This window comes from Rhizobacter sp. J219 (genome assembly GCF_024700055.1).
Classification (GTDB): Bacteria; Pseudomonadota; Gammaproteobacteria; order Burkholderiales; family Burkholderiaceae_C; genus Rhizobacter.
The window spans coordinates 4,603,614-4,618,549 of sequence record NZ_JAJOND010000001.1 but is presented as its reverse complement, the minus strand read 5'-3'; the positions used below and the strand labels follow the sequence as shown (position 1 = coordinate 4,618,549).

At 67.7% G+C, this 14,936-nt stretch carries 13 protein-coding genes; 4 read left to right on the top strand and 9 right to left on the bottom strand.

Annotated features, from left to right (window positions below; translation table 11 throughout):
* The first annotated feature begins 23 nt into the window (after positions 1-23).
* A complete protein-coding gene (locus LRS03_RS21925; protein ID WP_257828231.1) occupies positions 24-1,040 on the top strand; it encodes a serine/threonine protein kinase in 1,017 nt (338 codons plus the stop codon).
* Position 1,041: 1 nt separating this feature from the next.
* Here the strand turns inward: LRS03_RS21925 and htpG are convergent, their stop codons facing one another.
* Positions 1,042-2,922: a molecular chaperone HtpG gene (gene htpG / locus LRS03_RS21920; RefSeq protein WP_257828226.1), complete on the bottom strand. Its 1,881-nt coding sequence runs from the start codon at positions 2,920-2,922 to the stop codon at positions 1,042-1,044.
* A 202-nt stretch (positions 2,923-3,124) separates the two neighbouring features.
* Here htpG and LRS03_RS21915 point away from each other — a divergent pair, with 202 nt between their 5' ends.
* A complete protein-coding gene (locus LRS03_RS21915; RefSeq protein WP_257828225.1) occupies positions 3,125-4,399 on the top strand; it encodes a cation:proton antiporter in 1,275 nt (424 codons plus the stop codon).
* A 1-nt stretch (position 4,400) separates the two neighbouring features.
* Positions 4,401-5,513: a YbdK family carboxylate-amine ligase gene (locus LRS03_RS21910; RefSeq protein ID WP_257828224.1), complete on the top strand. Its 1,113-nt coding sequence runs from the start codon at positions 4,401-4,403 to the stop codon at positions 5,511-5,513.
* A 113-nt stretch (positions 5,514-5,626) separates the two neighbouring features.
* On the opposite strand, the gene LRS03_RS21905 is transcribed toward LRS03_RS21910, so the two are convergent.
* The 6 genes from LRS03_RS21905 to LRS03_RS21880 form a co-directional block, all read right to left on the bottom strand.
* Positions 5,627-6,937: an NAD(P)/FAD-dependent oxidoreductase gene (locus LRS03_RS21905; RefSeq protein WP_257828223.1), complete on the bottom strand. Its 1,311-nt coding sequence runs from the start codon at positions 6,935-6,937 to the stop codon at positions 5,627-5,629.
* Between the two features lie 116 nt (positions 6,938-7,053).
* Positions 7,054-8,178, bottom strand: coding sequence for an ABC transporter permease (locus tag LRS03_RS21900; protein ID WP_257828222.1), 1,125 nt, complete (start codon positions 8,176-8,178; stop codon positions 7,054-7,056).
* Positions 8,175-9,107, bottom strand: a complete 933-nt coding sequence (locus tag LRS03_RS21895; protein WP_257828220.1) for an ABC transporter ATP-binding protein — start codon at positions 9,105-9,107, stop codon at positions 8,175-8,177. The genes LRS03_RS21900 and LRS03_RS21895 overlap by 4 nt, the downstream gene beginning before the upstream one ends.
* Positions 9,104-10,060, bottom strand: a complete 957-nt coding sequence (locus LRS03_RS21890) for an HlyD family secretion protein (protein ID WP_257828219.1) — start codon at positions 10,058-10,060, stop codon at positions 9,104-9,106. Before LRS03_RS21890 ends, LRS03_RS21895 begins: the two co-directional genes overlap by 4 nt.
* Before the next feature lie 11 nt (positions 10,061-10,071).
* Entirely contained in the window at positions 10,072-10,689 is a 618-nt protein-coding gene (locus LRS03_RS21885) for a TetR/AcrR family transcriptional regulator (protein ID WP_257828218.1), read from the bottom strand.
* 67 nt (positions 10,690-10,756) lie between these two features.
* Positions 10,757-11,842, bottom strand: a complete 1,086-nt coding sequence (locus LRS03_RS21880; RefSeq protein ID WP_257828217.1) for an AraC family transcriptional regulator — start codon at positions 11,840-11,842, stop codon at positions 10,757-10,759.
* A 149-nt stretch (positions 11,843-11,991) separates the two neighbouring features.
* Between LRS03_RS21880 and LRS03_RS21875 the strand changes: the two genes are divergently transcribed.
* Positions 11,992-12,549, top strand: a complete 558-nt coding sequence (locus LRS03_RS21875) for a porin family protein (protein WP_257828216.1) — start codon at positions 11,992-11,994, stop codon at positions 12,547-12,549.
* A 17-nt stretch (positions 12,550-12,566) separates the two neighbouring features.
* Here LRS03_RS21875 and LRS03_RS21870 read toward each other — a convergent pair whose 3' ends face one another.
* Together LRS03_RS21870 and LRS03_RS21865 are read right to left on the bottom strand one after the other, a co-directional pair.
* Positions 12,567-13,751 (bottom strand): acyl-CoA dehydrogenase, encoded by a 1,185-nt coding sequence (locus LRS03_RS21870; protein WP_257828215.1) that lies wholly within the window; start codon positions 13,749-13,751, stop codon positions 12,567-12,569.
* 106 nt (positions 13,752-13,857) lie between these two features.
* Positions 13,858-14,928: an acyl-CoA dehydrogenase family protein gene (locus LRS03_RS21865; RefSeq protein ID WP_257828214.1), complete on the bottom strand. Its 1,071-nt coding sequence runs from the start codon at positions 14,926-14,928 to the stop codon at positions 13,858-13,860.
* Positions 14,929-14,936 lie beyond the last annotated feature (8 nt).

Sequence of the window (14,936 nt, the reverse complement as noted above, 5' to 3'; positions counted from 1 at the left end):
GACCGGGCGCTTACGATGCGCCCATGCCCTCATCCCCGACGACCAGCGACACCCCATATGCCGGCTTGACGCCGGAAGCCGTGCTCGACGCACTCGACACGGTGGGCCTGCGCGGCGATGGCCGGCTGATCCAGCTCAACTCCTACGAGAACCGCGTCTTCCAGGTGTTTCTCGAAGATGGCTCAGTGGTCGTCGCGAAGTTCTACCGACCAGGGCGCTGGAGCGACGCCCAGATCCTCGAAGAACATGCCTTCGCCGCCGAGCTGGCCGAGGCCGAAATCCCCGTCGTGGCGCCGCAACGCTTCGGCGACACCACCCTGCCGTCGTTCACGATCGAAGGCCAGGCCTACCGGTTCAGCGTCACGCCCCGCCAGTCGGGTCGTGCGCCCGAGCTGGAAGACCCGGCCATCCTTGAATGGATCGGCCGCTTCATCGGCCGCATCCACGCGGTCGGCGCCCGCGCCTCGTTCACCCACCGCCTCACGCTCAACCTCCAGAGCCACGGCACCACGCCACGCGATTGGCTGCTCGGCTCCGGCCTCATCGCCATCGAAACGCAAACCGCGTGGAAGCATGTCGTCGACCAGGTGCTCGACGAGGCGCAACGCAGCTTCGATGCCGCCGGCGCGTACCGCCCCATCCGCCTGCACGGCGACTGCCACGTCGGCAACGTGCTGTGGACCGAAGCCGGCCCGCATTTCGTCGACCTCGACGATGCGCTGATGGGCCCGCCGGTGCAGGACCTGTGGATGCTGCTCTCCGGCGAACGCCAGCAAATGCAGCAGCAACTCACGGCGCTGCTCACTGGCTACGAGGACTTCATGGAGTTCGACTGGCGCCAGCTGCGCCTGATCGAAGCGCTGCGCGCAATGCGCATGATTCACTACAGCGCATGGATCGCGCGACGCTGGGCCGACCCGGCCTTTCCGGTCGGCTTCCCGTGGTTCGGTGACCGCAACTACTGGAGCGAGCAGATCATCCGCCTGCGCGACCAGCTCGATGCGATGCGAGAGCCGCCACTCGGCGGCTCCGCGTTCTGACTCAGGCCGTCAGCAAGGCGTTCACACGCCGCACATAGGCCGCCGGATCTTCGAGGTGCCCACCTTCGGCCAGCACCGCCTGGTCGAACAGGATGTGGGCCAGGTCGTCGAAATGCGCGCTGCCGTCCAGGCGCTTCACCAGCGCGTGCTCGGCATTCACTTCCAGCGTCGGTTGCGTCGCCGGCGCGGTCTGTCCCGCCTGCTTCAGCATGCGTGCGAGGTGGCCGCTGATGTCGCCTTCTTCCACCACCAGGCAGGCGGGTGAATCGACGAGGCGCGTGGTCACGCGAACATCCTTCGCGCGGTCCTTCAGCACGTCCTTCAGGCGGTCGAGCACCGGCTTGAAAGCGGTGGCGGCTTCTTCGGCCTGCTTCTTCTCTGCTTCGTCCTGCAGCTTGCCGAGGTCGATGGCGCCCTTGGCCACGCTCTGCAGCGGCTTGCCTTCGAACTCGTAGACGTGGCTCAGCATCCACTCGTCGACGCGGTCGGTGAGCAGCAGCACCTCGATGCCCTTCTTGCGGAAGATCTCGAGCTGCGGACTGTTCTTCGCAGCGGCCAGCGTGTCGGCGGTCACGTAGTAGATCGCCTCCTGACCTTCCTTCATGCGCTTGACGTAGTCCTCCATCGACACGCCCTCGTCCGCATGCGTCGACGCAAAGCGGAAGAGTTTGACCAGCCGTTCCTGGTTCGTGTGGTCCTCGCCCACGCCTTCCTTCAGCACCGCGCCGAAGTCCTTCCAGAACTTCGCGTACTTCGTGCGCTCGGCTTCGTCCTCGCTGTTGGCCAGTCCTTCCAGCATCGACAGCACGCGCTTGGTCGAGCCTTCGCGGATCGCCTTCACATCGCGGCTCTCCTGCAGCAGCTCGCGGCTCACGTTGAGCGGCAGGTCGGCACTGTCGATCACGCCCTTCACGAAGCGCAGGTACACCGGCATCAGCGCCTCGGCGTCGTCCATGATGAAGACGCGCTTCACATAGAGCTTCACGCCGCCGCGCTTGTCGCGGTTCCACAGGTCGAACGGCGCCTTGGCCGGGATGTAGAGCAGCTGCGTGTATTCGCTGCGGCCCTCGACGCGGTTGTGCGTGTAGGCCAGCGGCGCTTCGGTGTCGTAGCTGATCTGCTTGTAGAACTCGTGGTACTGCTCGGTGGTGATGTCGCTCTTGCTGCGCGTCCAGAGGGCCGCGGCCTTGTTGACCGGCGACCACTCGTCTTTGACGATCTGCTCGCCCTTTTCGGCGTCCCACTCTTCCTTCTGCATCAGCACCGGCAGCGAGATGTGGTCGGAGTACTTGCCGATGATCGAGCGCAGCTTCCACGCGCTCAGGAATTCTTCTTCGCCTTCGCGCAGGTGCAGGATCACATCGGTGCCGCGCGTCGGCTTGGTGATGGTCTCGACCTCGAAGTCGCCGCTGCCGTCGCTGCTCCAGCGCACGCCCTCTTCCGCTTTCACGCCCGCACGGCGCGACTCGACGGTGATGCGGTCGGCGACGATGAAACCCGAGTAGAAGCCCACACCGAACTGGCCGATCAGCTGCGCGTCCTTCTTCTGGTCGCCTTCGAGCTTGGCCATGAATTCGCGCGTGCCGCTCTTGGCAATGGTGCCGAGGTTGGCCACCGCTTCTTCGGCCGACAAGCCGATGCCGTTGTCGCGGATGGTGATGGTCTTGGCGGCTTTGTCGAAGCTCACCCGCACCTCGAGATTGGGCGCGTCTTCATATATGGCCGCGTTGTTGAGTGCCTCGAAGCGCAGCTTGTCGCACGCGTCCGACGCGTTCGACACCAGCTCGCGCAGGAAGATTTCCTTGTTGGAGTAGAGCGAGTGCGTGACGAGGTGCAGGATCTGCTTGACCTCGGCCTGGAAGGAAAGGGTTTGTTTTTCCATGATGTTCACGTGACGCTGGAAGTTGTGACCGATCGGCCGGGCCAGCATATAGGGGCTCGGCAACCGATTTCAAGAGCGGGCCGGCATCATAAAGACAAGCCCCTTTGCTGCGCTTGGACACCTGCCGGGCGTGTCGCAACCCTCCGCTACGATCCGCCGCTCCTTCCAAGAAGAGCAGGCGCCGTGCCTGCCACCCGTCCGCATGACTGCATTGGAAAGCTGGCTCTCAAGCTCACCCGGTTCTGCGGCCCCGTTGTGGACGCTGGAAGGCCTGCGCGGCGCCGACCCCGTGTTGGGCTTCGCCCTCGTGATGCTGGCCGCGGTGGCGCTCGCCGAGCTGCTGCACCGCAAGCTGCGCGCCCCGCGCATGCTCGGCCACATGATCACCGGGGCGCTCGCGAGCCCGCTGGCGCTGCGCCTGCTCGACCGCACCGACCTCGACCCGTGGAAGCCGGTGATCGACCTCGCCATCGGCGTGCTGGTGTTCGAACTCGGCAGCCGCATCCGCCCGCGCTGGCTGATCGACAACCCGTGGCTCGCGTTCACCTGCGTGCTCGAAGGCGTGCTCGCCGGCCTGTTCGTGGCGGTCACGCTGGTGTGGCTCGGCGCACCCGTGCCGTCGGCCTGGCTCGCGGGCGCCGTGGCGATGTCGACCTCGCCGGTGATCACGCTCGTGCTCGTGCACGAGGTGCGCTCGCGTGGCCAGGTGACCGAACGGCTGCTCATCATCACAGCCATCAACACCGCCCTGGCCATGCTCGCGCTCAAGGCCTGGAACGTGGTGGCCGCCGCCGGCAGCGTGAACATCGGCAACGAGCTGCTGCCGGTGATCACCGACGCGGTGGTGGTGATCGGCGGCTCCTTCCTGCTCGGCGTGTTCGCCGGCTGGCTGCTCGCCAAGCTCAACCAGCCGCTACGCGATGCCGCCGCGGCGCCGGTGCTGCAGATCGCGCTCGTGATCCTGGCCGCGATGGTGGCGGCGCAGTGGAAGCTCTCGCCGCTGCTCGCACTGCTGGTCGCCGGCATGACGGCGCGCTCGAAGATGGGCCACATGCTCACGGTCGAGCCGCAGCTCGGCTCGGCTGGCGCGGTGCTCACCGTGCTGCTCTTCATTGCGCTGGGCATGCTCTTTACGCTCGACGGCATGGCGACGCTGTGGCCGTGGGTCGTGGCCATCCTCCTGGCCCGTCTGGTGGGCAAGGGTGTGGCCGTGGCCCTGCTCGCCCGCCTGAGCGCGCTCAGCTGGCGCCAGGCGGCCGCGCTCACGCTCACGCTGCAGCCGATGAGCAGCCTCGCCGTGCTGCTCGCTGGTAACACCTTCGGCTGGGCCTCGCAGATGCCGGGCGTGACCGGCGGCGTGCTGCAGGCCCTGCTCATCGCCACCACGCTGTCGCACCTGGTCGGCCCGGTGCTCACCAAGTGGTCGCTGCAGTCGCTGGCCGACGAGTGTCCGCAGCCTGCAGCCAAGGGAGCCTGAGATGTCGTTGGCCGAATTCACCACTTCCGAAGCGCTGACGCTTGGCGTCGAGCTGGAACTGCAGCTCGTCAGCATGCACGACCACGACCTCTCGCCGCAGGCCGACGACCTGCTGCGCGAGCTCGAGCGCCACACCGGCGCCTGGGACGTGAAGCCCGAGATCACGCGCAGCATGATCGAGATCGGCACCTCCATCCAGCGCCAGCACGCCCCGCTCGTGGCCGAGCTGACCGACCTGCGCCAGCAGCTCTCGCGCGCGGCACGCAAGCTCAACATCGGCATCGCCGGCGGCGGCACGCACGCCTACCAGCACTGGAGCGAACAGCAGATCTACCCGACCGACCGCTTCCACTACATCAGCGAGCTGTACGGGTATCTGGCCAAGCAGTTCACCGTCTTCGGCCAGCACGTGCACGTGGGCTGCGAGAACGGCGACACCGCCCTCTGGTTGCTGCATGCGCTGTCACGCTATGTGCCGCATTTCATCGCGCTGTCGGCCTCGTCGCCGTATGTGCAGGGTGTGGACACCGGCTTCGACTCGGCCCGCCTCAACTCCGTCTTCGCCTTCCCGCTCTCAGGTCGCGCGCCCTTCGTGCGCTCGTGGGACGAGTTCGGCGTCTACTTCGACAAGATGACGAGCACCGGCGTCGTGCAGTCGATGAAGGACTTCTACTGGGACATCCGCCCCAAGCCTGAGTACGGCACCATCGAGCTGCGGGTGTGCGACACGCCGCTCACTGTCGACAAGGCAGCAGCGCTCGCGTGCTACCTGCAGTGCATCTGCCGCTACCTGCGCGAAGAAAAGCCGTTCGAACCCGGGGAAGACGACTACCTCGTCTACACCTTCAACCGCTTCCAGGCCTGCCGCTTCGGGCTCGACGGCGAAATCGTCGACCCCAAGACGAAGACACGGCAGAAGCTGCGCGACGACATCCTGCGCACACTCGCGCGGGTGGACGAGCACGCGCTAGACCTGCAGGCGCTCGACGCCAGCAACCTCATCCGCGAAACGCTCTTCGAGGGCAACGACGCGCAGTGGCTGCGCAGCCGCCGCAAGGGCGGCATGCCGCTCTCGGCCGTCGTGGAAGACGCCACCAAACGGTGGATGAGTTAGGACTTCCAGAGCGAGCGAAGCAATCGCCCTTCAAGCAACGACTCACGGAACCGGCTTCGCCCGGCCGCAGAGTTGGCGCCCCTCGGGGGCAGGAGCGAGAGCGACTGGGGGGCTCAATGAAGCTTGATGCGCGGTCGGTAGGTGCGGTCGAGCATTTCCGACAGCGTGATCAGCGCCGTCTTGCGCACCCCACCCAACGCCAGCTGATGCTGCTTGTGCAGCGACCAGTACATCAGCTGCGCCAGCCGCCCTTCGATGAAGAGGCTGCCGCGCGTCAGGCTGCCCATCAGGCTGCCGACCGAGGAATATTCCGACAGCGACACCAGCGAGCCCTGGTCGCGGAAGACGAACGGCGTGACCGGCTCGCCCTGCATCAGCCTGGGCAACGCGCGCACCAGGTACATCGCCTGCTGGTACGCCGCCTGCGCACGTGGCGGCACCCAGGTGCCGTCGGGCTGCTGGCAGGCCGCGCAGTCGCCGAAGGCGTAGATGCTCGGGTCCTGCGTGGTCTGCAGGTTGCCGTTGACCACCAGCTGGTTGAGACGGTTCGTCTCCAGCGGCTTCTCACCCCCCAGCGTCTTCAGGAAGTCGGCTGCCTTCACCCCCGCCGCCCACACCGTGAGCGTGGAGCCGATCACCTTGCCGCTCGCCATCTTGAGCCCGTTGGCCGTGACCTCCACCACCTTCTCGTTGGTGTGCACCTCGATCGCGAGCTTGCGCAGTTCGCGCACTGCCGATTCGCTCAGGCGCTCGGGCAGTTGCGACAGCAGGCGCGGGGCCGCTTCCACCAGCACGATCTGAAGATCCTTCTCGGGGTGGATGTGGTCGAGGCCGAAGTTGGCCAGCACCCGCGCCGCCGCATGCAGCTCGGCGGCCAGCTCCACGCCCGTCGCGCCGCCGCCGACGATGGCGACCGTGAGGCGCCCGCTACCGGGCACACGCGGCACGCTTTGCGCGCGGATGCATTCGTTGATGAGCCGGTTGTTGAAGCGCTTGGCTGCCTGCGGGCTGTCAAGCTTGATGGTGTGCTCGGCGGCGCCCAGCGTGCCGAAGTCGTTGGTCTGGCTGCCGATCGCGATCACCAGCGTGTCGTAGCCGATCTCTTGCGCCGGCGTGATCTCCATGCCGGTTTCGTCGTAACTCGCGGCGAGCTGCACCGTCTTCTTCGCGCGGTCCACCCCCACCAGGCTGCCCAGGCGGAAGCGGAAGCAGTTCCAGCGCGCCTGCGCGAGGAACTCGATCTCTTCGGCATGGGTGTCGAAGCTGCCGGCGGCCAGCTGGTGCAGCAGCGGCTTCCACACATGGGTGCGGGCCGAATCGACCAGCGTGACCTCGGCCAGCTTCTTCTTGCCCAGCTTCTTGCCAAGCTGGGTGGCAAGCGCGAGCCCACCGGCCCCACCGCCCACGATCACGATCCGATGCATCCCTTGGAACCTTTGTGTGCTTTGTTGTCGACTGCCGCACCTTCAGAGAATCAAGGGCCGCGGACAGCGCGCTGGATGATATCTGCCGAACGATCGTGCCTTTTTGGGGCAGCCCCTCAATCGAGCGTCTGGCGATAGCGGGCCAGCGCCACCGCCCCGGCCACGAGCATGAAGAGTGCGATCGGCCACAGCTCAGGCAGGATCTGTGCCGCCTCGTTGCCCTTGAGCAGGATGCCGCGTACCACCCGCAGGAAGTGCGTGAGTGGCAGCGCCTCGCCGATCCATTGCGCCCAGCGGGGCATGCCGCGGAAGGGGAACATGAAGCCGGTCAGCAGCATCGAGGGCAGGAAGAAGAAAAACGTGAGCTGCATCGCCTGCAACTGGCTCCTGGCGATGGTCGAGAAGGTAAAACCGACCGCGAGATTTGCCGCGATGAAGAGCACCAGTACCGATGACAGGAGCCAGAGGCTGCCCACCATCGGCACATCGAACAGCAGCCGCGCCACCACCAGCACCACCGCCACCTGCACATAGCCGATGAGGATGTAGGGCGCGATCTTGCCAAGCATCACCTCCAGTGGCGTCGCAGGGGTGGCGAGCAGGTTTTCCATCGTGCCGCGCTCGCGCTCGCGCGTCATCGCGAGCGAGGTCATCATCACCATGGTCATCGTGAGGATCACGCCGATGAGTCCCGGCACCACGTTGTAGGCCGTCACACCCTCGGGGTTGTAGCGGCGCTGCACGCGCAGGTCGAAAGGCGTCTCGGCGGGGCGCAGCGCCGCGTGGGGGCCGGTCAGGTCGCGCGTCAGGCTTTGCCGGCCGATCTGCGCGAGCGCAGCGATCGCGTTGCCGGTGGCCGCGGGGTCGGTCGCATCGGCGGCGAGCAGCATCGCCGGCTTGTCGCCGCGCAGCAGGCGGCGCGTGAAGTCGCTCGGCACGACGAGCACGAACTGCACCCGGCCTTGCGCCAGCAGCTCGTCGGCCTGCTGCACGGTGGCCGGGCGATGCGTCACCTCGAAGTAGCCCGAGTTCTCAAGCCCCGCGACGAAGCTGCGGGTGTGTTCGCTCTGGTCCATCACCACCACCGCGAGCGGCAGGTGCTTGGGGTCGCTGTTGATGGCAAAGCCGAAGAGGATGAGCTGCACGATCGGCACCGCAACCATCATCCCGAAGGTGAGCCGGTCGCGGCGCACCTGGCGCAGCTCCTTCAGGAGGATGGCGATCAGGCGAGCCCAGCTCATGACGGCACCGCGAAGTTGTCTTGCGCCTGCTGCATGAGCGCGATGAACACGTCTTCGAGGCTGGGCTCGATGGGCGTGATGTGCAGGTGCTGCCCGGCGAGCGCCGCAGTCGCGGCGTTCAAGGCCAGTTCACTGTCAGCGCTCACGTGCAGCGTCGCACCGAACGGCGCCACGGTGCGGATGCCGGGCGCCGCACGCAGCCGATGGGCCACCTCGACCAGCCCTTCGCCGCTGATCGCCCAGGTGACGAGGCCCGCCCCCGCGATGACCTCGGCCACCGTGCCGCGCGTGAGCAGGCGGCCGTAGGAGATGTAGGCGAGTTCGTGGCAACGCTCGGCCTCGTCCATGTAGTGCGTGGAAACGAGCACGGTGAGGCCGCCGGCGGCAAGCTCGTGGATCTGGTCCCAGAAATCGCGGCGCGCGGCCGGGTCGACGCCCGCCGTCGGCTCGTCGAGCAGCAGCAGCTGCGGCGAGTGGATGAGGCATGCCGCGAGCGCCAAGCGCTGCTTCCAGCCGCCCGAGAGCGAGCCGGCGAGCTGCTGCGTGCGGGTGGTGAGGCCCAGCCGCTCCAGCGTGTCGGCCACCTTGCGGCGCCGGTCGGCCACCCCGTAGACACGCGCGATGAAGTCGAGGTTCTCGTCGATGCTGAGGTCTTCGTAGAGGCCGAAGCGCTGCGTCATGTAGCCGACCTCGCGCTTGATCTTCAGTGCGTCGCGGCGGATGTCGTACCCGAGGCAGCTGCCCTCCCCTTCGTCGGGTGTGAGCAAGCCGCACAGCATGCGGATCGTCGTCGTCTTGCCGCTGCCGTTCGGCCCGAGGAAGCCGTAGATGCGGCCGCGTGGCACGCGCATGTCAAAGTGGTTGACGACGACGCGGTCGCCGAAGCGCTTCGTCAGCCCGCGCACGTCGATGACGGGGGCGTCGTTCACAGGTGAACGTCCAGCGGCTGGCCGGGGTGGAGCCGCTTCGCGTCGTCGGGCGACGTGGGCCGTGCCTCCACCATGAACACCAGCGACGCGCGGTTCTCCTTGCTGTAGATGAGCGGCGAGGTGAACTCGGCCTCGCGGGCGATGTAGCTCACGCGGGCGTTGATCGGTGCCGGGCAGCCGTCGCAATGCAGCCTCACCGCCTGCCCGAGCTGCAGGCGGCCGAGCACCGTCTCGGGCACGAAGAAGCGCGCCTTCACCTGCGACGGCGGCAGCAGCGTCAGCACCGGGCTGCCTTGCGGCACCCACTCGCCTTCGCGAAATAGCACGTCGATCACGTCACCGGCGGCCGGCATGCGCTGCGTCTTTTGCTGCACACGCCAGTCGGCCTGCGCAAGCTGCGCCTTGGCGGCGAGCACTTCCTGTTGTGCCGCCGCAATCTCTTGCGCCCGGCTGCCCTGGCCGGCGAGGCGGACCTGCGCATTCAGCTCGTTCACGCGCGCCTGGTCGCGGGCGACCGCAGTGCGCGCTGCGTCGAGGCTGGCGGGCGAGCTGAAGTTCTGCGCGACCAGCTCCTGGGCCCGCACGAGTTCGCGCGTCGACAGGTTGAGCGCCGCCTGCGCCTGCGCGAGCTGGGCGCGCAAGGCCGCCACCTCGTCGGGCCGTTTGCCGGACTGCAGGTTGCCCAGCTGCTGCTCGGCGCGGCGCACGCGGGCCTGCGCCTCTTCTCGCGCCGAGCGCTCGCTGTCTTGCTCGAGCACGAAGGCCGGTGCACTCGCGGCAACCGCATCGCCACGCTGCACGTGCAGCTTGACGAGCGTGCCGCTGATGGGAGCGGCCAGGCGCACGCTCTCGCCTTCGGCATACCCCGGAAAGCCCGCCGGCGCCGAGGCCGTGCAGGCCGCGATGGCGCCCATTGCCACGCCGCTCGAAAGGTGTCTCAAGAGCCATGTCATGGTGAACCTCCTCATGCAGCAAGGCCACGCAATGCGTAGTCGATGCGCCGCGCCACCGCGGCATCCGAAAGCACATGGCGCTCGATCGCGGCCACCGCCGCCTCGGGCGCCCGAGACTGCAGCGCACCGCCGATCAATACCGGCGCGCCCACCGCGCCGGCCAGGAAGGCGATCACTTCCGGCGGCGGCGCCTTGACGATCAAGCCCTCGCGCTGCGCCTGCGCCACGAGCCCCGCGACCACCGCCACGTGCCGCGGCAGGTTGGCGCGGAAGAACTCGATCACGGCCATCTCGCCCGCCATGGCATCGGCGGCCATGCGCAACAAGAGCGGGTGCTGTTCGCGGCCGAAACGGGCCAGGACCGCCACCACCGCGCGCAGGTTGTCGAGCACCGGGCGCTTCGGGTCCACCTTGAGGGTGAGCGCCGAGAACATCTCTTCGTAGACCCGCTGCAGCACGGCGCGGATGAAGGTGTCCTTGTTCTTGAAGTGGTAGTGAAACATGCCGAGGTTCACCCCGGCGTGCTCGGCGAGCTTGCGCACCGACAGGCCGGCACAGCCAGTCTGCGGCAACAGCGCGAGGCCGGCATCGAGCAGGAGCTGGTCAACGTTCTGGGAAGGGCGTGGCATGTCGTTACTATACGAACGTATAGTTATCGACGCAAGAGCCCCTGTGCCGGCAGGGGCCAAGCCAGGTTCAGGCGTCGGGAGCAGCGGGCCGCGTGCGCCGGAACTCGGTGGGGGTGGTGCCGAAGGCCTCGCGGAACGCGCGGTTGAACGGGCCGATGCTGGCGAAGCCGGCCTCCATCGCGATCGTCAGCACCGGCAGGTGGGCATGCGCCGGGTCGCGCAGGCGTTCGGCGGCTTCACGCAGGCGGAAGTGGTTGAGGAAGGCGGCGAAGTTCTTGAAGCCGAGGTGGCCGTTGATGACGCTGCGCAGCCGGTGCTCGGGCAGCTCGACGAGGCCGGCCAGCTCGCCGATGCCCAGGCCGTGGCGGCGGTACAGCGCCTCGCGCTGCACCACCTGCAGCACCTGCTCGGCCTGGCGTGCGGCGAGCGCCTGGTTGACGCCGCTGCGGTGCGCGCCGACGGCCTGCAGATCCTGCCGGGCCGAGGGCTCGGGCGAGCGCGACACCTGCAGCACCCGCCACAGGGGGCTCGGCTGCCCGACGGCCAGCGCCAGCCAGACGAGCTTGAACAAGACCTGCACCCCGATGAAGACCGCGGCCACCTCGACCGGCGCCTGCTTGCGCAGTCCCACGGCCCAGACACTCAGCGCCAGCAGCACGTAGACGAGGCATGCCGCAGCTAGCACCGCACGCAGGCGGCGGCGATGTTCATCGAGGTCGTCGCGGCGGCCCCGCAGCAGCTGCCACAGCGCGTGGGCGGCAAAGCCCCCGAGCAGCGCTCCCAGGAGCCCCGTCCACAGCGGGCGCAGCCCCGGCCATACGATGGCGACCCACGCCAGCACCGCCACCGCCGCACACCCTGCAAGCGCCGGCCGCCACGGCAGCGCCCCTTCGAAGAACGCCCGCAGCACCAGCCAGAGGATCGGTGCGCCGAAGCACGCGGCGGCCCGCAGCGCCCACCGCAGCGTGTCGCTGGCCGACACCACCGCCGGCAGCGGCAGCAGGCTGTAGGCCGCCCCGCTCAGGGCCAGGAGCGCGATGGCCAGCGACAGCCCGCGCGGCACGCCGGGCATCGCGACCATCGCCACACCCACCGCCACCGACAAGGCCACGGAGGCGCCGATCAGCAGCGTGAGCAGTTCGATCGAAGACATGCGGGTGTGGGCGCTGACGAAACCGGGGCGATTCTAGAAAGCTGCCCTTTTTCGAAAGACGGCCAGCAACCGTTCAAACGCGGCCAGACAGCACCCGTGCCGCCGCGCACCCTGCAGGCCTCTTCACAACACGCACCGAGGTTTTAGTCATGGCATGGGGACTTCTCACCTTGGCCGGCCTGTTCGGCGGCTACGCACTGGTGGACACACCGGCAACCCATCTCCAGGAGTTCGGGCTCGACCGCTTCGAGCCTCTGCACGCCGACCGTCAGATCCACCTGACCAACGCCCACGCCGTGCTGCGCGAAAAGCAGACGGCAGGCGGCGCGCTCAGCCTGCGCCTCGGACTGGTCGCACAACATGCGCGGGGCGAGATCACGCAGCTCACCGACTCCCTCTCGCAGCAGACGCTGGACAGCCCAGGTACCGGCCTTGGCCTCTGCGCCGAGGCCCGGCTGCGGCTCTGGGGTGGGCTGCACCTGGATGCGAGCGCAGCGCCCATGCTCTACGACCGCCGCTTCCCAGCGGGCGGCACACACTACAACGGCATGTTCCAGGCCGGCCCGTCGTTCAGCTGGCCGATGGGCACGGGCCGCTGGACGATCGGCGCGCGCTGGCTGCACATCTCCAACGGCCGCGGCCTCGGCCCCGACAACCCGTCAACCGAAGGGCGGGGGCTGGTGCTGCGCTACCAGCTCCCGCTCTGAGCTGCCTCCGTTGGCGTTCAGTTGGCGAACGCCGCGATGCCCGTCTGCGCCCGGCCGAGGATCAGCGCGTGCACATCGTGCGTGCCCTCGTAGGTGTTGACCACCTCGAGGTTGACGAGGTGGCGGGCCACGCCGAACTCGTCGCTGATGCCGTTGCCGCCCATCATGTCGCGCGCCAGGCGGGCGATGTCGAGGCTCTTGCCGCAGGAGTTGCGCTTCATGATCGAGGTGATCTCGACCGCCGCCGTGCCTTCGTCCTTCATGCGGCCGAGGCGCAGGCAGCCTTGCAGGCCGAGCGTGATCTCGGTCTGCATGTCGGCCAGCTTCTTCTGGATCAGCTGGTTGGCGGCCAGCGGGCGGCCGAACTGCTTGCGGTCGAGCACGTACTGGCGGGCGCGGTGCCAGCAGTCTTCGGCGGCACCGAGCGCACCCCAGGCGATGCCGTAGCGCGCGCTGTTGAGGCAGGTGAACGGGCCCTTCAGGCCACGCACCTCGGGGAAGGCGTTCTCTTCGGGGCAGAACACGTTGTCCATCACGATCTCGCCGGTGATCGAGGCGCGCAGGCCGACCTTGCCGTGCACGGCCGGGGCGCTGAGGCCCTTCCAGCCCTTCTCGAGCACGAAGCCGCGGATCGCGCCTTCATCGTCTTTCGCCCACACCACGAACACGTCGGCGATCGGGCTGTTGCTGATCCACATCTTGGCGCCGGTGAGGCTGTAGCCGCCAGCCACCTTCTTCGCACGCGTCACCATGCTGCCGGGGTCGGAGCCGTGGTCAGGTTCGGTCAAACCGAAGCAGCCGATCCACTGGCCACTCGCGAGCTTGGGCAGGTACTTCTGCTTGGTCGCGACGTTTCCGAACTCGTTGATGGGCACCATCACGAGCGAGCTTTGCACGCTCATCATCGAGCGGTAGCCCGAGTCGACACGCTCGACTTCGCGGGCGATCAGGCCGTAGCAGACGTAGTTGAGCGCGGCGCCACCGTACTCTTCGGGGATCGTCGGGCCGAGCAGGCCCAGTTCACCCATCTCACGAAAGATCGACGGGTCGGTCTTCTCGTGGCGGAAGGCTTCGAGCACACGCGGCGCGAGCTTGCCCTGGCAGTAGTCGCGAGCGGCGTCGCGGATCTGGCGTTCGTCACTGGTGAGCTGCTGGTCGAGCAGCAAGGGGTCGTCCCACTGGAATGCGGCTTTGTTGGCCATGGCGCTGTCTCCTGTCGTCAAGCTGCGAGCGGAATGCCGCGCTGGGTGAGCGCTGCAAATCGTTGAAGGTGTGTGTCAGTGTCACCGAAGCTGAGTTCGATCGCCATCAGCCGCTTGAAGAAGTGGCTGACGTTGGCTCTTCGGTCATGCCCATGCCGCCATGCAGCTGCACGGCCTGCTGGCCGATGAACCGGCAGGCGTTGCCGATCACCACCTTGGCCGCCGAGAGGGTCTTGTGGCGCTGGGTGTCGTCGGCCACGTTGCAGTGCATCGCCGCGAGGTAGGCCATCGAGCGCGACTGCTCCAGGTGCAGGAGCATGTCGGCCGTGCGGTGCTGCAGCGCCTGGAAACGGCCGATGGGCTGGCCGAACTGCTGGCGGGTCTTGAGGTAGTCGATGGTGGCGTTGACAGTGGCCTCCATCACGCCCAGCGCTTCGGCACAGAGGGCGGCGAGGCCGATGTCGAGGGCACGATCAATCGCGGCGGTGGCACTGGTCGTGGGGGCACCGAGCAATGAGGACGCAGGCACCTTCACATCGGCGAGCACCAGGTCGGCGGCACGGCGGCCATCGAGGGTCTTGAAGGCCTTGAGCGTGAGCCCCGGCGTGCCCGGCGCAACGCGGAACACGGCTACCCCGTTCGCATCACCCGGCTGGCCGCTCACACGCGCTGAGACCAGCAATTCGTCGGCGGCGGGTGCCAACGAAACGACGGCCTTGTGGCCGTTGAGCACGTAGCCGTCGGCACTCTTCTTCGCGCTCGTCTCCACCCACACCGGCTGACCACGGCCGGCGGCTTCGCCGTGCGCGAGCACGACGATGCGTTCGCCGCTGCCCATCGCGGGCAGCAGTTCGGCGCGCTGCTCGGGCGATGCGAAATCGCGCACCAGCGCGGTCGCGATCACGGCGCTGTCGAGCAGCGGCTCGCAGAGCATGGCCGGGCCGGCCGACTGCATCGCAAGCAGCGTTTCGATCGGGCCGTAGCCCAGGCCGCCGTCGGCCTCGGGGATGTTCATCGCCAGCACGCCGAGATCGGCCAGGCCTTGCCAGACCTCGCGGCTCCAGCCCTCGGCTGTCTTCAGGATCTTGTGGCGGCGATCGAAGCTGTAGTCGCCCTGCACGAAGCGAGAGATGGCGTCTTGCAGCTGCTGCTGCTCTTCGCTGAAGGAAAAGTCCATGGTGGCCT